The sequence below is a fragment of the Arthrobacter sp. Soil736 genome, from assembly GCF_001428005.1.
Taxonomy (GTDB): Bacteria; Actinomycetota; Actinomycetes; order Actinomycetales; family Micrococcaceae; genus Arthrobacter.
Genome location: NZ_LMSB01000001.1, coordinates 214,902 through 235,932, shown reverse-complemented (window position 1 = coordinate 235,932; position 21,031 = coordinate 214,902). Strand labels below are relative to the sequence as shown.

The 21,031-nt window shown below is 64.6% G+C and carries 22 protein-coding genes and 1 pseudogene; 10 read left to right on the top strand and 13 right to left on the bottom strand.

What is annotated here, in order from left to right; translation table 11 throughout:
- Positions 1-2,783: 2,783 nt before the first annotated feature.
- From ASG92_RS01120 to ASG92_RS01110, 3 genes are all read right to left on the bottom strand, one after another.
- Positions 2,784-3,341, bottom strand: coding sequence for a hypothetical protein (locus ASG92_RS01120; protein WP_056623186.1), 558 nt, complete (start codon positions 3,339-3,341; stop codon positions 2,784-2,786).
- Positions 3,338-3,952, bottom strand: coding sequence for an RNA polymerase sigma factor (locus ASG92_RS01115; RefSeq protein WP_056623184.1), 615 nt, complete (start codon positions 3,950-3,952; stop codon positions 3,338-3,340). Before ASG92_RS01115 ends, ASG92_RS01120 begins: the two co-directional genes overlap by 4 nt.
- Positions 3,953-4,209: 257 nt before the next feature.
- Complete coding sequence (locus ASG92_RS01110; RefSeq protein WP_240986946.1) at positions 4,210-4,881, bottom strand: LysE family translocator; 672 nt, start codon at positions 4,879-4,881, stop codon at positions 4,210-4,212.
- A 97-nt stretch (positions 4,882-4,978) separates the two neighbouring features.
- On the opposite strand from ASG92_RS01110, the gene ASG92_RS01105 reads away from it, so the two are divergent.
- From ASG92_RS01105 to ASG92_RS01095, 3 genes are all read left to right on the top strand, one after another.
- Positions 4,979-5,533, top strand: a complete 555-nt coding sequence (locus ASG92_RS01105) for a CGNR zinc finger domain-containing protein (protein WP_056623182.1) — start codon at positions 4,979-4,981, stop codon at positions 5,531-5,533.
- A 184-nt stretch (positions 5,534-5,717) separates the two neighbouring features.
- Positions 5,718-6,284 (top strand): dihydrofolate reductase family protein, encoded by a 567-nt coding sequence (locus ASG92_RS01100; RefSeq protein WP_056623179.1) that lies wholly within the window; start codon positions 5,718-5,720, stop codon positions 6,282-6,284.
- 366 nt (positions 6,285-6,650) lie between these two features.
- Entirely contained in the window at positions 6,651-7,445 is a 795-nt protein-coding gene (locus ASG92_RS01095; RefSeq protein ID WP_056623177.1) for a hypothetical protein, read from the top strand.
- A gap of 100 nt (positions 7,446-7,545) precedes the next feature.
- Here ASG92_RS01095 and ASG92_RS01090 read toward each other — a convergent pair whose 3' ends face one another.
- From ASG92_RS01090 to ASG92_RS01070, 4 genes and pseudogenes are all read right to left on the bottom strand, one after another.
- Positions 7,546-8,043, bottom strand: coding sequence for a DinB family protein (locus ASG92_RS01090; protein WP_056623174.1), 498 nt, complete (start codon positions 8,041-8,043; stop codon positions 7,546-7,548).
- A gap of 345 nt (positions 8,044-8,388) precedes the next feature.
- A pseudogene (locus ASG92_RS26995) lies at positions 8,389-9,296 on the bottom strand (zinc ABC transporter substrate-binding protein).
- Between the two features lie 122 nt (positions 9,297-9,418).
- Entirely contained in the window at positions 9,419-10,102 is a 684-nt protein-coding gene (locus ASG92_RS01075) for a cation transporter (protein ID WP_056623164.1), read from the bottom strand.
- Positions 10,099-10,425, bottom strand: coding sequence for a metalloregulator ArsR/SmtB family transcription factor (locus tag ASG92_RS01070; protein WP_056623160.1), 327 nt, complete (start codon positions 10,423-10,425; stop codon positions 10,099-10,101). Before ASG92_RS01070 ends, ASG92_RS01075 begins: the two co-directional genes overlap by 4 nt.
- 409 nt (positions 10,426-10,834) lie before the next feature.
- On the opposite strand from ASG92_RS01070, the gene chrA reads away from it, so the two are divergent.
- Positions 10,835-12,217 carry a chromate efflux transporter gene (chrA, locus tag ASG92_RS01065; RefSeq protein WP_056623158.1) on the top strand — a complete coding sequence of 461 codons (1,383 nt, stop codon included), beginning with the start codon at positions 10,835-10,837 and terminating at the stop codon, positions 12,215-12,217.
- A gap of 41 nt (positions 12,218-12,258) precedes the next feature.
- Here the strand turns inward: chrA and ASG92_RS01060 are convergent, their stop codons facing one another.
- The 3 genes from ASG92_RS01060 to ASG92_RS01050 are packed head-to-tail and all read right to left on the bottom strand — an operon-like array spanning position 12,259 to position 13,575.
- Positions 12,259-12,690, bottom strand: coding sequence for a chromate resistance protein ChrB domain-containing protein (locus ASG92_RS01060; RefSeq protein WP_056623156.1), 432 nt, complete (start codon positions 12,688-12,690; stop codon positions 12,259-12,261).
- Entirely contained in the window at positions 12,687-13,199 is a 513-nt protein-coding gene (locus ASG92_RS01055) for a Chromate resistance protein ChrB (RefSeq protein ID WP_200951847.1), read from the bottom strand. Before ASG92_RS01055 ends, ASG92_RS01060 begins: the two co-directional genes overlap by 4 nt.
- A 10-nt stretch (positions 13,200-13,209) precedes the next feature.
- A complete protein-coding gene (locus tag ASG92_RS01050) occupies positions 13,210-13,575 on the bottom strand; it encodes a hypothetical protein (RefSeq protein WP_056623154.1) in 366 nt (121 codons plus the stop codon).
- A gap of 45 nt (positions 13,576-13,620) precedes the next feature.
- Between ASG92_RS01050 and ASG92_RS30205 the strand changes: the two genes are divergently transcribed.
- A complete protein-coding gene (locus ASG92_RS30205) occupies positions 13,621-13,743 on the top strand; it encodes a hypothetical protein (RefSeq protein ID WP_277307435.1) in 123 nt (40 codons plus the stop codon).
- 6 nt (positions 13,744-13,749) lie between these two features.
- Here ASG92_RS30205 and ASG92_RS01045 read toward each other — a convergent pair whose 3' ends face one another.
- Positions 13,750-14,649, bottom strand: coding sequence for a helix-turn-helix transcriptional regulator (locus ASG92_RS01045; protein WP_056623151.1), 900 nt, complete (start codon positions 14,647-14,649; stop codon positions 13,750-13,752).
- A 203-nt stretch (positions 14,650-14,852) separates the two neighbouring features.
- On the opposite strand from ASG92_RS01045, the gene ASG92_RS01040 reads away from it, so the two are divergent.
- Complete coding sequence (locus ASG92_RS01040) at positions 14,853-16,064, top strand: multidrug effflux MFS transporter (RefSeq protein WP_082579246.1); 1,212 nt, start codon at positions 14,853-14,855, stop codon at positions 16,062-16,064.
- 60 nt (positions 16,065-16,124) lie between these two features.
- On the opposite strand, the gene ASG92_RS01035 is transcribed toward ASG92_RS01040, so the two are convergent.
- On the bottom strand, positions 16,125-17,321 hold the full coding sequence (locus tag ASG92_RS01035) for an MFS transporter (RefSeq protein ID WP_056623145.1): 1,197 nt from the start codon (positions 17,319-17,321) through the stop codon (positions 16,125-16,127).
- Positions 17,318-17,860 (bottom strand): Chromate resistance protein ChrB, encoded by a 543-nt coding sequence (locus tag ASG92_RS01030; protein ID WP_157372012.1) that lies wholly within the window; start codon positions 17,858-17,860, stop codon positions 17,318-17,320. The genes ASG92_RS01035 and ASG92_RS01030 overlap by 4 nt, the downstream gene beginning before the upstream one ends.
- A gap of 77 nt (positions 17,861-17,937) precedes the next feature.
- Between ASG92_RS01030 and ASG92_RS01025 the strand changes: the two genes are divergently transcribed.
- The 4 genes from ASG92_RS01025 (at position 17,938) to ASG92_RS01010 (ending at position 21,024) form a co-directional block, all read left to right on the top strand.
- Positions 17,938-18,303, top strand: coding sequence for a metalloregulator ArsR/SmtB family transcription factor (locus ASG92_RS01025; protein WP_056623139.1), 366 nt, complete (start codon positions 17,938-17,940; stop codon positions 18,301-18,303).
- A gap of 8 nt (positions 18,304-18,311) precedes the next feature.
- Entirely contained in the window at positions 18,312-19,379 is a 1,068-nt protein-coding gene (locus tag ASG92_RS01020; protein ID WP_082579232.1) for a cation diffusion facilitator family transporter, read from the top strand.
- A 172-nt stretch (positions 19,380-19,551) separates the two neighbouring features.
- Positions 19,552-19,833, top strand: coding sequence for a hypothetical protein (locus tag ASG92_RS01015; protein WP_056623134.1), 282 nt, complete (start codon positions 19,552-19,554; stop codon positions 19,831-19,833).
- Between the two features lie 60 nt (positions 19,834-19,893).
- Positions 19,894-21,024, top strand: a complete 1,131-nt coding sequence (locus tag ASG92_RS01010; protein WP_056623132.1) for a sialidase family protein — start codon at positions 19,894-19,896, stop codon at positions 21,022-21,024.
- Positions 21,025-21,031: the final 7 nt, after the last annotated feature.

The window sequence follows — 21,031 nt, the reverse complement described above, 5'->3', positions numbered from 1 at the left end:
TGCTGTTCCACCCGGTGCCCACCGTGCGCCTGGCTTCGGAGACGAAGCTGCCGGTTCCGGTGGAGCGGTACAGCGCCATGCTGCCGTCGGTGCGTTTGGCGAGGAGGTCCTGCGCCCCGTCCTGGTCGAAGTCGGTCATGGTGAGGTAGAGGCCTCCCCAGCCGATTCCGGTCTTGACACGGGGTGACAGCGATGATCCGGCACTGTTGCCGTAGTTCCAGAGGGTCCCGGCGGCGTCGTAGGCAAGGATTCCCGGATACTGGTCGGTTTTCCGCCAGCGGCCGACGGTGACGTGGTAGCTGCCCCAGCCGGTGCCGATGGCCCGGGCAGCGGCGAATCCGCCACGGGAGTTTCCGGCGTAGTAGCTCAGGCGGCCGTCCTGCCACTGGGCGATGAGGTCGAAGACGCCGTCGCTGTTCCAGTCCGTCACGAACCCCTTGGCCAGGGTGGACCAGCCGGAGCCAATCTTTTCCCGGGGCTGGGACCCGCCGTGGCCGTTTGCCGGGTAGTTCCACAGCACACCGTCGGATGCGGCAGCGACGACGTCGGCCCCGCTGTGGATGGACGGAGTGGGGCTTGGCGGAGCCGTCGTATCATCACCACTACCACCGCCGCTGGCGTCGTAAGAGTGCCAGTACCGGCTTGTGGCGTTCACATCGGCGAGCAACAGCAGACCGCTGTTGGCCGTGCCCCGCGCCGCACTGTTGAGGTTCTGCTTCGTCGACGTCACGTTGTGGACATACTGGTCGGCGTCCACGATACGAGCNCAGCAGACCGCTGTTGGCCGTGCCCCGCGCCGCACTGTTGAGGTTCTGCTTCGTCGACGTCACGTTGTGGACATACTGGTCGGCGTCCACGATACGAGCCGTCTTCGCCGTGGTGAAGTTGATGTTGTCCAGCGGCGWGGACTTCTCGTAGATCGCACCCCCCGAGCTAGTGCAGACACCRGCGTTCGTCGTGCCACTCGGCTTCGGATAGSTAGCGAAGGTACGCAGCCTCTGCGTGCTCTCRTCAATCAGGACGATCACCCGGTTCGGGCACTCCGACACAGTCGCGATCGTGTGCGCCGACCACGTCGTACCACTCAATGCCAACAGCTGGATCAGCGGCTGAGACGCCGACGTGAACGACGTCTTAANTCAATCAGGACGATCACCCGGTTCGGGCACTCCGACACAGTCGCGATCGTGTGCGCCGACCACGTCGTACCACTCAATGCCAACAGCTGGATCAGCGGCTGAGACGCCGACGTGAACGACGTCTTAATAGCGGCGAAAACCCGACCGCCCGAGGAGTCCAGCCACTTCAAGTTCATGTGGTCATCACTGCTGCGCTGCCCCGACAGCGCCGCCACAGGAGCGGTCCAGTCGGTGTTCGAGTCGTCGTCGTCGTGGTAGCTCCAGTACATGCCGTCGGTGGAGTCACCGAGCTGCCGGCTCCACAACACCCCGATCTTGCCGGGTCCGAACGCGATCACGGCCGCCGTGTCGTCCACAGACACGTTGCTCAACGACGCAGGATGCGCGAACGGCGTCCCCCACGTCTTGCCATCCGTGCCAGTGACGTTCAAATAGATCTGGTTCTCCTGCTGCCACGTGGCCCACACCCGGCCAGTCGAGTCCTTATCGATGGTCAGGGTCTCAACGCGGAAGTTGTTGATGGTTGTAGAACTCTCCAGCGAGTACGTCTTTGTACTCGAGTCGTAGCTGAAACGCCGCATCGTTGACGGGAAGTTCGGCTCAGCCGGCAGACCGTCGTTGACGAACCGGTAGCTCGCCACATACAACGTCGTCCCGTCCCACAACACGTCATGATGGGTGTTCGCGCGCGTGTCGGTTCTCACACCCGTGTCGACCCACGAGCTCGTCGCGGCATTGAACCGGAAGATGTGAAAATCCGAGCTGGCAGTGTCCCACAGGTTCCCCCACCAGACCCCGTCGTTGAACCACAAATCACTCGTCGCCCGCTTCGTGCCCGTCGGCGTCCCCGTGCCCGTATGCGACTGACCCTCAACCCCGACATCACCCTCAGCAGCCGACGCCGCAGCCGGCACCACCAGAGCACTCACCGCAAGCAGCAGCGCTGTCAGCAGTCCATGGAGCCGCAGATTCCGCGACCCGCGTGGACGAAGACCACCTCCCCGCTTTACGCCAAGCCAGGAAGTCCTGCGACCTCTACCACGCCCGCCTATGTAAGCAAATACAAAGTCCAGCATCGTTGCTCCCCCGGGTTGAACGTCGACCTGCATAGGGATGGTCACTAGCCTCACCACTCGTTGAAGTTGTTTGCCTGTGTCAGTCCCAGGCAATCTTCCCGGCGTGATACGAGAAACCGAAGCGCCAGCTGCTGCGGTCCTGGCAACTTGCGTGCACTCCCCTCGGAACATGATCTACTGAACAACTTGCAAAAAGCTTAGGATTTCCTGAACCGGTCCCAGTTTTAGGGGTTTGAGAATCCTTGGAAACCGGCAAGCCCCAATGCCGCACTTCCCCCATGGCCGCCCCGGCGCGCACTCATCACCAAACGTTGTGATGACCCTGGACCAGACCGCGGCGGAGACAGCCGTCCATCGTCCCGGTGCTGCCATGCTGTGGTCGCTGAGCCCGGATCGCTGAAGTAAGTCAGTCTGGGCGTCGCCAGGGGCCAAGACCTCACAAAGCTGTCTCAGATCGCCGACGTTCTACTCAGCCTCACCGGGCCGAACGACCTACTTCGCTGACACTGAGGAGAACGGGGGTGACGGCCGGGGCATCAAAGTCTCGTCGAGGCCGCGAGGCCCCCTTTCAGGGGGCGGTATCGGTTTTCAACGCGAGCCCCAGTGAACTGCACACTTTTTCGTCCCCGGGGATGACGGCGGCACGGCCGTCATTGAGAACGCATACGGTCAATGGGTTAGGAATCGGGTGGGAGAAGCTGCGGTCATACCGGCTTGGATGTGCGCTGCCGTTGGGGGCATCGGGGTCGAGCAGGTGCTGAGCCCACACGTCCCGGCAGGCGGCCAACGCGTCCTCGATAGGGATAGGGTTGCTTTGCGTCGATGGCTCTCCGACCCGTGTGCCTTCCCCCAGAACAACTGTGGTGCCGGGGAACTGGTTGCCGTGGAGTTCGGCTCGGGCGAAGCAAAGTATCGAGCTTTTGTCCGTGACGGGCAGCTGCATCACTACCGCTCCGCCCGTCACCACCAAGGCGACGGCGGCACCGGAAAGCAGAATCCTCTTGCCTTTGGTGTTCTGGAAGTGCCGGTTTTCAGGGGTTCCGTCCTGCGCGACGTTGGTCAGGAGCGCCTCGATGGCTGCGCTGCGTTCGGCGCTGAAGCGCTGTGAACGCGGAATCTCATTCATGGTGTTTCCTCTTCAGGCTTGAGCGGGGGCGACGCCGGCAGAAACCCCGCTTGTGGGTTCATCAGCTGTGACAGTTTCTGTTTGGCGCGTGAAAGCCGGGACTTCACGGTGCCCGACGGAATGCCCAGCAACTCGCTCACCTCAGCTGTGCTCATGTCCTCCAAAACGCAGAGCGCAATAACTTCCTGGTCCCGCCGGCCCAGCGAACGATAGGCCTGGCGCAGGAGTAGAGACCGCCGGTCATCGTCAACATTCTCAGCCACGGAATCGCTGTGATCCGGCACCAACGGGGACTGCGGAAGTTTCCGGAGGAGGCGTTCATAGCGCAGTGTGGACCTGATCTTGTTTCTTGCCGCGTTCGTGGCTGTTATCAGCAGCCAACCAAGCATCGAATCGTTGACCAGCCGGATTCTGGATCTGCAGCGCCAAGCCTCGAGGAACACCATGGCGGTGACGTCTTCAGCCTCAAAGGGAGTTCTCACCAGCCGGAGACTGTGGACGAAGACCCTGTCCCGGTGCCGTAGGAAGAGGGAAGCAAAAGCGGCACCGTCACCATCGATGACGCGCAGCCAAAGCTCACCGTCCGTGGATGCCTTCCCTGTGCCCCCCATACCTATAAGTGTCCGGCAACCTCGTCGTGGTTCCATCGCGAATCACAGAAGTTCGGCCCGAGGGACGGCCCCGAGACCCCGAGCAACTCATTTCGACTGCGCAGTTCTGATTTTGGAAATCAAGTGCTTTCAGGTCCTGCAGTAGGAATGCCGGCGCGAACCCACGTTCAGTGGTGAGCACCATTCGTGACTAGCCGATAGCTGGCCGTGCCGGCGGTGTGGGCATGCAGGCTCGGCGAACTCTCATCCTCAGAATCCTATATGCGTGCCTTTTCGGGTACTTCCCGCGCGAGGAGGACCGCCACTAGGCCGAGCGCCGAGCCGGTGACGCGTCGCTGCCACTTCGTCCAGCTCGGCCGGGCAGAGAGGAATGCAGAGATCGACCCGGCGCCGAGGACGATCAGTGCGTTCACAAGCATGCTCAGGGCAATCTGGATCGCTCCGAGGGAGAAGCCCTGGACAATTGTTCCTCCCCGGCCCGAGTCGATGAACTGCGGAATGAGCGCAAGATACATCACCGCTGTTTTTGGGTTCAGCACGTTCGTGAGGAGGCCCATGCGGAAGAGCTTGCGTGCGGAATCGCGAGGGAGTGCGCGAACTTCGAAAACGCCGCGCCCGCCGGGCTTGAGTGCCTGCCACGCGAGGTAGGCCAAGTAGAGGACTCCTGCGGCTTTCATTCCGGCATAGAGCCACGGCACCGCGACGAACACCATCGCGAGCCCGAGGTTCGCCATCGTCATGTAGACGAGGAAGCCAGCACAGGTGCCTGCGAGAGAAATCATTCCTGCCAATGGCCCTTGGCTCACACTGCGTGAGACCAGGTAGACCATGTTCGGGCCCGGCGTGAGCACCATGCCGAGTGCCGTTAGAGCCATCCCGCCTGCCGCGACCGTCGAGACCCCCGTTCCGAAGTCTGTCGCCGCGATCACGGGCGCACCGTCCTGCTCGCTGGATACATATATCGTGTCTGCGGATCGGCAGCCCAAGGAAAAATCGTCATGACTCCAACAATGATGTAATAGCCTTATGCATCTCAACCCTTACGGTGAGTACGCGGTACTCCTCGCCGCCTCGTTGGCGAACGATTGGCCAGCCGATAGGGACGGTCTCGTGCAGCGGACTCGTGAGTTCGGTATGACGATGGACTACAAGCTCTCCGCCGGAGACGATCATGAGCAAACCCGCGACGTCATTGACGCGTGGCTTTCAGTCGTCGATGAACGCGATCCACAGAACAGGGCCGCTCTGTTGAACGCCCAGATGGCTGCTGCCGCCGCCTATCCGCGCCTCACCGATCACGACGGTGAAGGATGGCATCTTCACTACCGCGACCTCGACCAGGCTCTTCCGCACGTATTGCTCGCCGTGATCAGTGTCGGAACTGCATTGCACCTCAGCACTCGCGGCGCTCATAGGCTCAGCCGATGCGCCGCAGGGAGGTCATCAGGCGATCCCTGCAGGGCAGTCGTGGTCGATGTCACCCGCAACGGTCGCCAGCGCTACTGTTCCGTGCGCTGCGCAAACCGTGACAACGTCCGCAAACACCGCGCCCGCGCGAAGCAGGACCGCATCGTGTCGTAAGCGGGTCCCTTATGGGGAATAAGGGAATCTGACCTGCGACGTTTGGAAAAGTTGCGTCAGAAGGTGGCTGTAGTGGCCGAGGCTGCCGGCTGGATAAGGTCCTGTTCCACCGGACCCCGGGAATGCTTCACTGAAAGGTACGACGACGGCCACGCCGCCTTTCGCCGCCACCGGAGGTAGTCGAATGCGCAAGATCATCCTCATGATGTCGGTCTCCTTGGACGGATTCTTCGAGACGGCCGACCGGGACATCAGCTGGCACCTGGTGGATGATGAACTCCTCCACCACTTGAACGAGCAGTTCCGGACGATGGGAGCCTTCATGTTCGGGCGCGTCACCCATGAGCTGATGGCCGATTACTGGCCGACTGCCGACAAGGATCCGGACATCTCGGCGGAGCTCGTTGCGTTCGCGGGGATCTGGCGCGAGATGCCCAAGTTCGTCTTTTCACGGACCCTCACGCAGGCAGGCTGGAATACCACGGTGATTCACGACGTCGTGCCTGAACAAATCGCGGAACTGAAGGCGCAGCCCGGGGGCGACATCGCCCTTAGCGGCGCCAATTTGGCCTCCACTTTCATGCGGCACGGCCTGATCGACGAATTTCGAATTCTCGTCCATCCCGTGGTCCTGGGGCAGGGCCGGCCGCTGTTCGAGGCCCCTGGTGTCCGGATGGACCTCCGGCTCGAGGGGACGCGGACGTTCGGCAACGGCGTGGTTTTGCTCCACTACTCGAGCGACGGCGCCTAAGGGGCCCACCCGTTGGCAACCGGGTTAAAGGCTGTTGGAACCGCGGTGTGATGTGGGCAACTCATCCCTCACTGTGGCATGTGGTAGGTGTGGTAGTTCGACTGGATCTCGTCTTCCTGGCTGAAGACGATCAACGAGCAAACGCATTCCTGGGGGTCTGATGAACACGCATGTGCTGAGAACGACGATCGCGGTGCTAACCGCGCCGCTCCTGCTTCTGACCGCGAACGGTGTCGCGGATGCCCAGGAGGCAAAACCACCGCCGGTGCCCTCGCGTTGAACCATCGGTGGGCGTTCGTCGACGGCCCCAAATCAGGCGGCTGGCACACTATCCGCAAGTACAGCTTGTCCGATCTCAGGAGGGCGATGGCGAAGAACGGTTCTGTCAGGCCTGACGGCCAAGACCGCAAGGTCTACGGCGCGTCTTTCATGACCATCGACGGCCGCCATCTGTACGCGGGCAAGTGGAGCGGTGAACACCGCGACTGGATGTATAGCTACACGATTGCCGGCGACGGATCCTTGACCTTGGACAGGAAGGAAGACGGAAACGGCTTGCGCTGGGAGGTGCCCCAATGGACGCAGGGCGTTGCAGTCGCAGACGGACGTTTTCTCTTCAGTTCGTCCAGCGGCCGCAACAAACGCAGCAACCTCTACGTCACGAACAAGGACGAAACGAATCTCGACAGGGCATCCGTGCGTTGCTTCCGCGCGCCGAGCATGGCGGAAGGGATCACCGCCACGCCGGATGGCGAGGCGTATCTGCTGTTCGAATCCGGTTCGTACAAGTTCAACGGTGCCAGCGGGGACCGTGCCATCAATGTGATCGACGGCCTGCGCAGGGCCAAACTCTCTGCTCTGACGTCCTTGCTGGGTGGCAAGATCCATCTCGGAACCCTGCACTGCGTCGGGCAGGAGGACTTCGTTGGCGATGACGAAATCCGGCTCAATGTCGAGGATCAAAAATTGGGGAAGTCCGTGCAGATCGCCGAGGGCGAGAAGAAGGAGATCGACAATACTATCCAGTTCACCGGCAAGGTTTCGGTGAAGCTCTATGAAAACGACATCGAAGGTGACGACTACCTGGGCCAGCGGTCCTCGAACCCGGCAGCAAAGACGGGATTATGGAGTTCGCGAAAGACGGCGCCAGGTACCGGCTGAGCTACAAGGTGACGTGAGCGCTCCGCCTATTGGGGTCGCCGCATCGGCCTTGGAGCCGGGTTCGCCGTCGGGGGACTGGGCACCGTCGGACGCCGGCACGCTACTCATTGAGAAGCTGCTCGCGCAGAATGTCTGCGTGCCCGCAGTGTTGAGCGAGTTCGCGCAACATGTGTAGGTACACCCACCTCAGCGGGAGCGGGCCTCGCCGGTTGCCGTGGACCATTTCGTCGAGCCCCAGGGATGACGTCGCGCGGCGCGATGACTCGCATGCCTCGCGGTGTGCTCGCTGGACTGTGGCGATGGTGTCGTCCTCATTGAGGATAAAGGACTCGTCTGGCGTCGCAGGGATGCCGATCTCGGCGCGGGGCCGACACGTGACAGCCTCGTCGGACCAGACCTTCTCGACGAAGGTCGCGTGCTTGACCAGGCCCAGGAGCGTGGTCCGTGAGGGCACCAATGATCGGCGCGCCTGGGCCTCGGTCAGACCGTTCAAACAGCCGTTGAGCGCGCCGCGGTGCTCGTCGAGAAATGCCTCGAACTGGGCCTGGGGCGGCTGATTCATGATGTCCTTGGAGAACGTCGCAGGGAGGGAAGACATGGGTGGAGTATCCCCTGGGCCGACGCCCGGTAGCAATTAGCGCACATGGTATGTCCGTGCCCTTCGACCGGTCGCAGCTGCCCGGCACGCAAACGTTCATCGGGCGATTAGGGCACCCCAAATCGCCTTTGGACATGCTCCGGCTACGGCCGGTCCGGTGCGCCCTTCACGATAACTGGCGCCAGCAGCGGCATCCTGACTGCGACGTCCGGAGCGTCGGGGGCGCAGCAGGCGTCCGGGCAAGGTCTGTCTTGATCGCGGAGCCGTTTCCGGTCTGCTGCGATTCTGGTTCTTGCCTTCTTGCGCACTTTGCTGGCGGGCATTGGCCGTCTCCTTCGGGTGGGCTCAGGGCCGCAGAGCAGCGCTGATGTTGTCGGCGTTGTCGTTCATCCACTGGATGAACGTCCTACCCTCAGGGAGCGTCTCGGTGAACCCGACGATGGGCAGGTTCGCCGCCTCGGCGGCCTTGCGTACAGCCTCGGTCTGCGGGGTTGAGGTCTGGTCGTCGTAGGCCAGGAAGCGCACCGACGTGGATGAAACGAGTTCGACGGCGCTCTTCAAGGCGCCGACCGGTGCGTCGTTGCCTTCCTCCGCGGCCTCCAGGAAGTCCTCCGGGGTCCGGTTCACCAGCCCGGCCGCCTCGAGCATGTACACGGGCAACGGCTCCGTGAGCGCCACACCCTCCCCGCTGTGCCGGGCCTTGATGGCAGCCAGCTTGTCCGAGACTGCTGTTGCCTCCGCCTTCAATTTTTCCGCATTTGCCTTGAATCCTGCTGCGCTCCCGGGGTCGATGGCGCCGAGTCTGGAGGCGATTTCCTCCGCGACCAATGATGCCGAGGACATGTTGTACCAGACATGTTCATTGACCTCGCCATGGTGGCCCACCGTGCCATGAGCTTCCGTGCCGCCCTCCGCGGCGGGGGCTTCCTTCGCGTGCGAATCACCGCCGGCTTCCAAACCCGCGACGTCAACGGCGTGGAGGACCCGCTGCTCACTCAGGGCCAGATCCTTGGCGATGGTGTCGAAGAAAGGGTCAGCCTGTCCTGCGGCGTGGGTTCATAGGAATGCGGGTCCTGGCTGGTTCCGCTGATGATCGAGGTAACCCGCACCCTGTCGCCGCCAACGGTCCTGGCAATGTCGCCGTAGACGTTGGTGGTGGTCACGACGCTGATCCGCGCCTGGGCCGGGTCAGCGGCCGACCCGGCCTGAGTGGCACTGGCCGGTTGTCCGCAGCCGGAGAGGAACAATGCCATGCCGAGCATGGCGGCAACAGGAAGAAGGAGGGGCGAACGGCGCATCAGGGGAGAGCCTCATTTCGAAAAGGAGCGAATCGGTTGGAATCACCCTCAGTATATAGAAATGAGAATCATTAACATTAATTGATCGTCGTGCAGCAGTCATCGGCCCCGCGGTCGGCGGCTTCAGGGGCGTGGGGGACGGTGCAGCAGGCATCGCCGCGCCACGTTTGGATGCCTTCACGTGCAGCGATTGCGGCGATGGCCAGCGCAGCTCCTGCGTCCGCCCACCACCAGCCCAGCGTGCTGTTGAGAACCAGGCCGGCGAGCAGGACGGCTGAGAGGTAAGTGCACAACAACGTCTGTTTGGAATCGGCCACCGCCGTGAGAGAACCGAGTTCCCGACCGGCGCCACGCTGCAACCAGGACAAGATAGGCATGACGGCCAGGCTCAGGGCCGCAATCACGATGCCGGGAGTGGAGTGCTGCGCTTCGCCGCCGCCGGTTAGGGATCGGATGGCGTCAACTGTGACGAACGCGGCCAAAGCGAAAAAGGATGCCGCGATGATCCGCAGGGTCAGGTGTTCACGCCGCTCAGGATTCCTGGCCGAAAACTGCCAGGACAGGGCGACGGCGGAAGCCACCTCGATCACCGAATCCAATCCGAAGCCGATCAAGGCTGAAGAGTCCGCGACACCACCGGCCCACAGTGCCACGACGGCTTCGATGACGTTGTAGGTAATGGTCGCGGCCGCGAACAATCGGATACGGCGGCTCAGCACGGCGCGGCGCGCCTGTGTGGGTGTGAGCGGAAGGGTCGTCATCCCAGGCACTCGCCGTCCGGTGCGCAGCAGGCCGGGTCCACGGCCAAAACCACACCCAGCAGATCCGTGATCGCGTGGCCCAGCCGGGCGTCGGCCAGCTCATACCGGCTCCTCCGGCCGTCCGGAACAGCCACGACCAGGCCGCAACCGCGAAGGCAGGTCAGATGGTTGGAGATGCTCTGCCGTGAGACCCCTAGGGAGTCCGCGAGGTCTGAGGGGTAGCTCGGTTCCGCGGCGAGGGCCAGCAGGATCCTTGCCCTGGTCGGATCTGAGATGGCATAGCCGAACCGTGCAAGGACGGGGGCGCGCATGAGCGTTTCCATGACCTCGAAAGTACAGCAGCCAATGTATTCATGCAATCGTGTACTATCTCTGGTCTGCGTGGTCAGGCGGCCGCGGCGCGGCGATAGGTGCTATTCGTTCGAAACCTACACGGAGGTCCACCGACACTCTTTGCGGAATTGCATCGGATGCAGGATCCCCGTCGCGGTATTCCGCCCTCTCGGCCGGCAACGCGCGAAACCGTCCAGCGTCCTCCGGACCACGTGGCGGGTAAGGAATGCAGTCGGATCGTGGACTGGGTACTTTCGTGACCTTAGCCACCCTCGGATTAATGAAATATGCAACCATGGTTACAGAATCAGGGAGGCTCCTTGCGGGATTTGCGGGATTTGCGGGGTTTGCGCGGGGCAGCGACGGACGCTCCGTTGTGTGCAGGAAGTTGAGGATCGAATGAGAGACGTCGCTGGCCCTGACCGGTCCGTTCGTGATCTCGTCCCGTTTCGGACGGCCGTTCGGACCTGGTTCCTGATCTCTTTGGAGACGTTCGGCGGTCCGGCGGGCCAGATTGCTGTCATGCAGCGTGTTTTGGTTGATGAGAAGCGTTGGATCGGGCATCGGCGGTTTCAGCATGCACTGAATTTCTGTGTGCTCCTGCCGGGACCCGAGGCGCAGCAGCTGGCGATCTACATTGGCTGGCTGCTCAACGGCCGGCTTGGCGGGCTCGTCGCGGGAACACTGTTCGTGCTGCCGGGGGTGGTTGCACTGCTGGTTCTCTCTGTCATCTATGTGGCCTTCGGGACCGTTCCGGTGATCACGGCGGTTTTTGCCGGGGTGGCCGCGGCCATCCTGCCGATCGTTGCCCAGGCCGTCGTCCGCGTGGCTAAGCGGGCACTAGTGCACCCGCTGCTTCTGGCCTTGGCTGTTGCGGCGTTTGTGGCGTTGGCGGTTTTTGCCGTTCCGTTCCCGGTTGTCATAGCCGCCGCCGGCGTTACCGGCTGGGTGCTCAGCAGGGCAGTCCCGCGGGTCTTGGCCGGCCTGGCCGACAGGGAAGAGCCGGACGCGGTGCCTCCGGTCATTGCTGATGATGCGCTTCATGCCGAGAGGCTGTCGGCCGGGCGGGCGGGGCTGATCCTGGTCGTCGGGCTGTTCCTGTGGATTCTTCCGATCCTAACCGCGGTTCTGTGGGCTGGGCCGGGATCGGTCCTGGCCCAGCAGGGGCTGTTCTTCTCCGGTGCAGCCTTGGTGACCTTCGGCGGCGCCTATGCCGTCCTGTCCTATGTGGCCCAGCAGGCCGTGGACGTCTTCCACTGGCTGGCCCCCCGCGAGATGGTCCGGGGGCTGGCCCTGGCCGAGACCACGCCCGGCCCGCTGATCATGGTCGTGCAGTTCATCGGTTTCGTCGGGGCGTACCGGAACCCGGGCGGGCTGGACCCCTGGGCGGCGGCTTTCCTAGGGGCCATGCTGACCACGTGGGTGACGTTCGTTCCCTGTTTCCTCTTCATCTTTCTGGGCGCACCGTATGTCGAACGGCTGCGGGGCAACAGGACGCTCACCGGGGTCATGTCGGGCATCACGGCCGTCGTCGTCGGGGTGATCGCCAACCTGGCCCTGTACTTTGCGATCCATGTCTTTTTCTCGGCAACCGTGGCAGTGGACTGGGGTCCGGTGCATCTGCGGCTGCCCGAGCCCGTCACTGCGAACCCTGTTGCCGTGCTGATCGCCGTCGCGGGCGGGGTCATGGTCTTCGCGCTTCGCTGGTCGACGCTGCGCGTCATCGGGTGCTGTGCCGTGCTGGGCCTGGCAGCCGGCTTGGCCGGGCTGCCGCTGGGCTGACCCGGCGCCGTGCGCGGCTTGCCGGGCCGCGCCGCTGGCGGTCAGAGGCGGTTGTCCCCGTGCAGGAGGGCGTGGCGCTGGTGTTCGTACAGGCCGTCGAACAGGGTCTGGGTAAGGGCGAGGACCTGATCGTCGTCGGCCACCAGGGACAGTCCGCGGCAGATGACATCAAGGCCGGGTGCCTCGGGGGCATCGAACTTGTCATCGGCCAGGTCGGCCTCGTGGACCATGCGGGCGATCTGCCACAGCACCGGGTCGGTGAGCTCGTAGCGGCGCAGGATGGTTTCAAAGCTGCAGTCATCGCCCTGATGTGACAGCTCCGCACCGCGTATGTCGAACGCGGTGGCATCAGGAGGAACCTCGGCCGGGTCCTCCACAAAGGCGAACGTCGCCTGCGGATCGATGCAGCGCCGGATCAGCCACGCACACGCGGCCCGGTCCACGTGGACCCCCGCTCTCGTGGCCCAATTCATAACGCCGTCTCCAGGGACTCGGCCAGGCCCGTCACGGCCCGGACCGCTTCATCCTTCTCCGGCGGCGGGAAATAGTCGCGTTGCCGGATCCTGTGCAGTTCCCGGCGCAGCCGCCGCAACGCCCTGACCCGGCCCGCCTCGTCTTCGGCGCCGGCCCGAGCCGCATCGCCAACGAGCTCACGGTACTCCGCGGCGATGGTCTCTGCCATGCGTTCCTTCAGGGCTTCTTCCTGTGCTGCCGAGGCCGGGTTGCCGATCCATAGCTGCGCGTCTCCTCCGGCCTGAAGGACTTCCTCGGCCACCCATTCCAGCTGCTCACGCGTCTGCACCCCCGCCGGCAGGGCCACAAGCCCGTCCAGTATCTGACCGGCGCCGATCCGGCGCAACCTGCGCCAGACGGAAATCCGGGGAGTAGATGGCTCGCGCGGGATGCGGTACGCCAGCAACACCCACTCTGCCCGGTCCGGCGATCGGTCAGAGCCTTGGTGGGCGCTTGGCTTCGCCTGCACGCCCTGCGCCTCAGTAGAAGTAGACGTCGACGACAAGCGCGGCGGCCGCAGCGGCACCGGCCAGCGCGGCAAGCCGGCGGGGCGAATCGTTCCGCCCGGAACCCAGCATCAGGACCATCCCGGCACCCGCCAGGGTGAACACCCCGGATCCGGTGTCCTGCCAGCTGACAGGAAACAGCGCGAACGGCAGATCATGGGAAAACAGGCCGGTGGCCCCGGTCCAGTTGAGGATCGAATTCCAGCACAGCGGCATGACCAGCGCGGCACCGGCCACGGACAGCAGTACACCGATTCGCCGCACCCTCAGGAACCCGGCCACCACCCCCGCGGCCAGGGCCGACAGCACCGCCCCGAGCAACATCTGGGCAAGGGTCATGGCCGAATCCTGAGGGCGGCGGTGCAAATGAGGGTCGTTGTAACCATGGTTGCAATAGTACGCGGATCCGATGAGCTCGTCCCGGACCTGGGCCGGGTTCTCGCACTTGGCCTCATGGCCCAGGCAACGGGCTATTCGGAAGAAAGCTCCTCCGCGAGTTACCGGTAGCGGCGTTCAGGGGCGATCGACGCCTTGTGGTTGAGGCGTATCGGCGAGGTCTTGGATTCGTTCAGTGGCGGCCCAACTGGCGAGCATGCGGAGGCGTTCATCTGATGGGGATCCGGGTACGGCAGGGTAGACGGTGAGGGTGAAGCCAGGGTCTTCGGCAAGCTCCATGGCTTCGTAGGCGAGTTCGAGTTCTCCTACGACCGGGTGGTGAAAAATCTTTGTCCCGGCGTAGTGGCGCCGGACGTTGTGGGCGGCCCAGCGCGTCCGGAATTCTTCGCTGCGCATGGACAGTTCGCCGACGAGATCGGCCAGGCGTTTGTCAAAGGGGTTGCGCCCGCTCTGCGTCCGCAGGATTGCGACGTTGGTATTGGCCGCCAGCTCCCAATTGGGGTAAAAGTCCCGGGCCCTGGGGTCCAGGAAAATGAACCGGGAGTGGTTGGCGGGCCGTGTTGAACCGCGGTACATCTCCGAGTACAGGGCATAGCCAAGCTGGTTGGCGGCCACGATGTCCATGTGGTGGTTGCCGATGAAGGCCGGCGAACCCGTGATGGAGTCAAGCATGAACTGGAGGGTCGGGCGGACCGCCCCGCTTTGGAGGGGGCGCCGCTGGGCTTTCCCGGAAGGACCGGATGCACGGGCAAGGTTGTAGAGGTGGTCCCGTTCGGCCTCGTCGAGATTCAGCGCCCTTGCGACGGCGTCGAGGACGCTTTCGGAGGTGCCGGCCAGGTTCCCGCGCTCAAGCTTTGTGTAGTAGTCCACGCTGACCCCGGCGAGCATCGCAACCTCTTCACGGCGCAGACCGGGGACTCGGCGGCGGCCGCCGAAGAGCGTCAGCCCCGCCATTTCGGGAGTGATCCTGGCGCGTCTTGAGGCGAGAAACTCGCGCACTGCCATCCTGTTGTCCACTCATCCACGCTACCCCGGAGCCCCGGACCGTAGGGAGGTACTGCCAGAACCCGGATAAGCAGAGCCCTCGCTAGGACCGGCGAGACCCTGTTGCATTGAACATGAACCCCCAGGCATCCTCGGCCCCCAACCGCGGGCCGCCCCATGACCCCTAGAACCACGACCCCCAGAACGGAGCCAGCGTGACAGTCATCGAGACCCCGATGCCCGCACGTGAGCAGGCCGTCGGCCGCTCCCTGGCGGTCGTGCTCGGCCTGCTGACAATCTTCGGTCCGATCTCCATGGACCTCTACCTGCCTGTCCTTCCGGCCCTCACAGCGGAGCTTCAAAGCACGACGTCGGTTGCCCAGCTGACAGTCACCGCCTGCCTGCTGGGCCTGGCCATAGGCCAGGTAATCGCCGGGCCCCTCTCGGACCGCTTCGGCCGCCGAACGCCGCTGCTGATCGGGGTCAGCGCATACGCCCTCACATCGGCCCTGTGTGCGGTGAGCCCAAGCATCGAAACACTCATCATCGCGAGGTTCGTCCAGGGCCTGGCCGGCGCCGTAGGCATAGTGATCGCGCAAGCGGCTGGTCGGGACGTCTACTCGGGCGGCAAGCTGCTTCGCTACTATGGCCGCCTCACTGTGCTCGGAGGACTGGCCGCAATCATCGGCCCGGTCGTCGGCGGGCAGCTCGCAACGGTCACGGACTGGCGCGGAGTCTTCCTCTTCCTGGCAGCCGTTGGCATCGCCATCCTGGTGGCATCGTTGGTGATCTTCCACGAGACCCTGCCGGCAAACAAGCGCGTCACTGGGGGTTTCTCCCATACCCTCAACGATTTCCGCCGACTCCTCGCTGACCGGGTGTTCGTCGGAGCTGTACTGATCACCGGCTTCACCTACTCCGCGATATTCGCCTACCTGAGCGGGGCAACCTACATTCTCCAAGGCATGTATGGCCTCTCTCCGCAGGGCTACTCGCTGGCATTCGGCCTGAATTCCCTGGGCTTCATGGTCTTCGGGTTCATCGCCGGCCGCCTGTCCGAACGGTGGTCCGAGCGTGGAACGCTCACCGCGGGCCTGATCATGACAGCCGCCGGCGCCCTGGGGCTGCTTGCGACGGCACTCCTGCACTTGCCTCTGATCGCCATCGTCCTGTCCCTGTTCACGATGGTCAGCGGCGTGGCCGTGACCAGCCCGCCGGCCACCTCGCTGGCGCTCAAGGACTATCCCGACATTGCCGGAACAGCCTCCTCACTCCTCGGGTTGGCCCGTTTTGCTTTCGGCGGCATCGCCGCACCCCTGGTCGGCATCGGCGGCGCCAACGATGCGGTTCCGTTCGGCATCGTTGCATCTGTTTGCGCAGCGGCGGCCGCTCTGAGCCTCGGACCGGTCAACGGGCGGCGCGAGGACCGTTACGGCGCACCAGATTAACCCCTACGGCGGTCTGGCCACCACATCGCAGCGGGCCTGCTGAGGTAAGGCTCGAATGCGTTAGCCGTCCTTCCGGCTGCCCGGCGTTCCGGCGTCGATGGGGGTCTTGGTGAGCCGGGGCAGGCTGGCGGCTGCTATGAGGAGGGCCAGGGCTCCGAGGCCAAAAGGCAGGGCGCTGGCGGTGGCGATGCCTCCGACGAGAAGCGGGCCTCCGGCGTCGCCAAGTTCCCTGCCAAGTTCGGCCGAGCCCATGGTCCGGCCCATGCGTTCCGGCGGGGTGGTGTCGGCCAGGTGGGCAAAACCCAGGGGTGTCGCGGCGCCCACGCCGGCGCCGATTGCGGCGGCCGAGATGAACAAGGTGACCGGCCCCGGTGCCAGGGCGATGAGGGCCACGCCGCCGGCAGTAAGCAGGAGACCTGCGGTCATGCCGTGGCTGTCGCTGATGCGTTGCTGGTCGCGCATCTTGCCGATCCTGGGCTGCACCAGGAGTGCGGCGATCGCCAGGACGCTCACTGTCGCGGTTCCCGCGACGGGGCCCAGACCGTGTCGGGTGGCCAGGGCGGGAAGGAAGCCGATCGCGGCGCCCATGGCGCCCGTCGAGGCCGCGAGCACGAGCGTCGGGACGAGGAAGCGCCGTTCGGTGACCTGGCGCGCCAGGTCAAGGATCGTGTAGCGCTGGCGCGGGAGCGGTTCCACGTGGGGGACGCAGAGGAGGACCCAGAGAGCCGCGGCTGCCGCCAGAACAGAGAGCGCGGCAAAGAGCAGGGCGAAACCCCCGGCAAGGATCAGCCCCGCCCCCAGCAGCGGCCCGATCACGTAGCCGAGGCTCTTCCAGGATCCGTACCGGCTGAAGTAGGTGCCGGCATTCTTTCCCCCGGCCATCCGTGCGACCATGGCGGACGCTGCCGGGGAGAAGGCCGCGGCCGCGGCCCCCTGCCCAAGCCGGGCCATGCCCAGCATCAGGGGATCGCTTCCCCACAGCCCCGGGATCGAGAGCGCGGCGAAGGCCAGGAGGCCGCCGACGATGACGGGCTTGGTGCCGATTCTGTCGCTCAGTGCGCCGAAGACGGGCTTGAGGAACACCTCTGAGATGTCATAGGCAGCCAGCAGAACGCCCAGAGTGAGGAGCGTCAGGCCGATGTTCCCGCTCTGGGCGCCCATGCCCGCGGCAACGCTGTGGGCACCGAAGGCCGTCACGAACCCGGCGGCGTACAACGGCGCGGAGGACGTCCGCGCGGCCGGCGCGGCGGGGCTCATGAGTGGACCTCCCGGTAGACGTGGCCGGCGAAATCATCCAGGGCGGCGGTGCAGCGGGCCAGCCCCTCCTCGGCGCGGGTTGCGCCGGCGCTGCCGAAGACATCCCTGGACCGGATTGACCGGGACCACCGGCGGAGCCGTTCCAGGCTTTGTTCTTCCTCTTCCAGTTCGGCGAGGGTGAACTTCTTCTTGGCGATTTCCCGGCCGATCTCGTCCGTGAATTTCACGCAGTCAGCCAGGAATTCGGCCCATTCATCCTCGCGGGCCGCATCAAAGAGCGCCCGCAGCTTGGGGGCATCGTCGTCACCGGAACCGGTGGTCAGCAGCATCAGCTCGCCCTTCCCGGCCCGGGCGAGATCACGTGCTTTCGTTGCCCCTTCCCGGCAGGCCGGCACATCCGGTGCAGCCCAGGCGCCTTGCCCGAGCGGAACGGCGCCAAACCGCCGCAATTCGCGCCAGACGGCAACGCGGTGGCGGGACGGGACAGCGGGAACCTGGACGATCATGACGAGCCAGGAGGCATCTTCAACTATTGACACACCGTCAATTGTAACGCCTGCTACATGAAGGTCCGCCCGCTTTGTCAAACGCGAGTCGCTTATGCAAGTATTTGCGTATGAATGCAGATACGCAATCTTTCACCCTGGGGCCTGACAGCCAGTATGTGGAGCTGGCAGTCGAGGTCTTCGCCATGCTGGCGGACGCCACGCGGGTACGGCTGATTCTGGCCCTTCGTGATGGCGAGTTGCCGGTCAACGCGTTGGCCGAGAAAGCCGGGAAGTCCGCAGCTGCTGTGTCCCAGCATCTGGCCAAGATGCGCCTGGCCCGCATGGTTTCCACCCGGCAGGAAGGCACAAAGGTTTACTACCGGCTGGCCGATGGTCACGCCTGGCAGCTTGTTGCCGACGCCATCCACCAGGCCGAACATGCCCTGGGAACGGCACCCCATCATGGTGCCGCACCCCACCATGCTGCCCACTAGGCCAGGGCATGAGCAAGCCTGCACCGCACCACGAACCGCACGTGCATCCCCACCCGCATGACAGTCCCGCCGCGGGCGGCGGACACCATCACGACCATGATCATGACCATCCCCACGATCACGATCACGACCACGGCCATGTCCACGCCACAGGGCTCAAAGGGTGGCTGCAGGAACTCTTCATCCCGCACTCCCACGATTCAGCAGACTCCGTCGACGAAGCCATGGAGTCCAGCGCGGAAGGTATCCGCGCGGTCAAACTCTCGTTGCTCGGACTCGGCACCACGTCGCTTTTCCAGCTGGGCATCGTCCTGATCAGCGGGTCCGTCGCGCTGCTCGCCGACACCGTGCACAACTTTTCCGACGCCCTGACCGCCGTCCCCCTCTGGATCGCCTTCCTGCTCGGCCGCCGCACCGCCACGCGGACTTACACCTATGGCTTCGGCCGGGCCGAAGACCTGGCTGGATTATTCATCGTGGCCATGATCTCCCTGTCCGCGGTGGTCGCCGCCGCCGAGTCCATCCACCGTTTCTTTGCCCCGCAGCCAGTCCAGAACCTGGGCTGGGTGCTGGCCGCAGGACTCGTCGGTTTCGCCGGCAACGAGCTCGTTGCGATCTATCGGATCCGCGTCGGCCGGAAAATCGGCTCCGCCGCGCTGATCGCCGACGGGATCCACGCCCGCACGGACGGCTTTACCTCCCTGGCCGTGGTCGCAGGCGTCATCGGCACCTGGCTCGGCTTCCCGCTGGCCGATCCGATCGTGGGCCTGCTCATCTCCGTCGCCATCGCAATCCTGCTCTGGGGAACCGTCCGGGACATCGGGCGCAGACTCATGGACGGCGTCAACCCGGCGCTCACAGACAAGCTCGCCGGCGTCGTGCGGCGGCACGCCCCTGCCGACTCAACGTCCAGGCTGCGATGGTCCGGCCACAAGCTGCACGCAGAAATCAGCATTCCTGCCGGCAGCTGCAGCGATCTGGCCGAACTCGCAGCGCTGGCAGCGGACCTTAAACACGCCGCGGCGCACGCCTTGCCGAATATCGGATCGGTGGAAGTCGTTCCCAGGTTCGATTAGGCCGGTTTGTTGAAACGCCAGCCCCTGCCCCTGACCTGCGAAGCGCGATATTCCGGCAGCAACGCGGTTGCGTTCATCACACGCCGCTGTGCCGCCGCGGCTGTTCGGTCCGGCAGTCGCATACTGGACTGACCGGAGGCGGCGTGCGCACGGGCAGGCAGGAGGAGCAGGCATGAAAACCCTGATGGCAGTGGTGCGGAACGAGTACTTTCCCGCGGCCGCAGTGCTGGCGTTCGTCGTGCTGTTTTGGACGGCGGGACTGCTCGGCGGGCTGTCATTGCTCAGCACAAGCCAGCCGCCCATCGCCACGCTGTTCTGGCTGTTGTTCGTCTATGCGGTCGCCGTCCTGTCGCCGCTGGCAGGGCTGCTCGCAGCAGTTGACCTCGTCCGCAGATGGTGGCGTAACCGCCGCGCGGCGGGGGCCGGGGCGGGCGCGGCACGCCACGACGAGTGACTGGCCCTTGTCCAGGCTCCGGCGCCTAAACCATTGCAGCCTCCCCGCCGGAGTGGTTGCATGGGGTGCATGGCTACCCCTGAGAGTTACGTCTTAGCGATCGGGACCAAGAAAGGCCTCTGGCTGGCGACTAGCCAGGACCGGAAGCAATGGTCCTTCACCGGCCCGCATTTTCTGATGAGTGAGATTCCGAGCATCGGAATCGACACGCGCGACGGCCGCACCCGGATCATGGTGGGCGTCAGGTCCGAGCACTGGGGCCCGACCGTTGCCCATTCGGATGATCTCGGCGCCACGTGGACCGAGCCCGAGCAGGGGGCGATCAAGTTCCCCGACGGCACCGACGCCGCCGTGGAACGCATCTGGCAGATCTACCCCGACGCCGAGTCCCGCCCCGGAGTGGTGTGGGCAGGCGCCGAGCCGATTTCGGTCTGGAAGTCCACCGACGGCGGCGAGCACTTCGAGCTGAACCGCGGACTGTGGGACCACCCGCACCGCAGTGAATGGGGCGCCGGATACGGCGGCGCCGCCGCGCACTCGATCGTGGTCAACCCGTCCGGAGACAACGTGCACGTCGCCATGAGCACCGGGGGCGTATACCGCTCGCTCGACGGCGGATCGTCCTGGGAGCCCCGGAACAAGGGCATCTCCGCTTACTTCATGCCCGATCCCAACCCGGAATTCGGCCAGTGCGTGCACAAGATTGCGGCGGACGCCGCCGTCGAAGGCCGCCTGTACGCGCAAAATCATCACGGCGTCTACCGCAGTGATGACAATGCCGAAAGCTGGGAGTCAATCGCGGAGGGGCTGCCCGCCGATTTCGGTTTCGTGATGCTGACGCACCCGCGGCGGGCGGGCACGGCCTGGGTGATTCCCCTCAAGGCCGACGGCGAGCGGATTCCTCCCGAGGGCAGGCTCGCCGTGCACCGGACCGATGACGCCGGCGGCACCTGGAAGCGTCTGGACGCCGGCCTGCCGCAGGTCGAATACAACGCGGTGCTCCGTGACGCGGCCGCGGTGGATTCTGCCGAACCCGCCGGGGTGTACTTCGGAACACGCGGCGGCTCGGTCTACGCCAGCGCTGACGAGGGTGAATCGTTTGCCGAGGTGGCGTCCCACCTGCCGGACGTCCTGTGCGTGCGCGCCGCCGCGGTTGCGGATGCCAAGGTCGCGGCAACGGTTTCTGCGTGAGGATTTG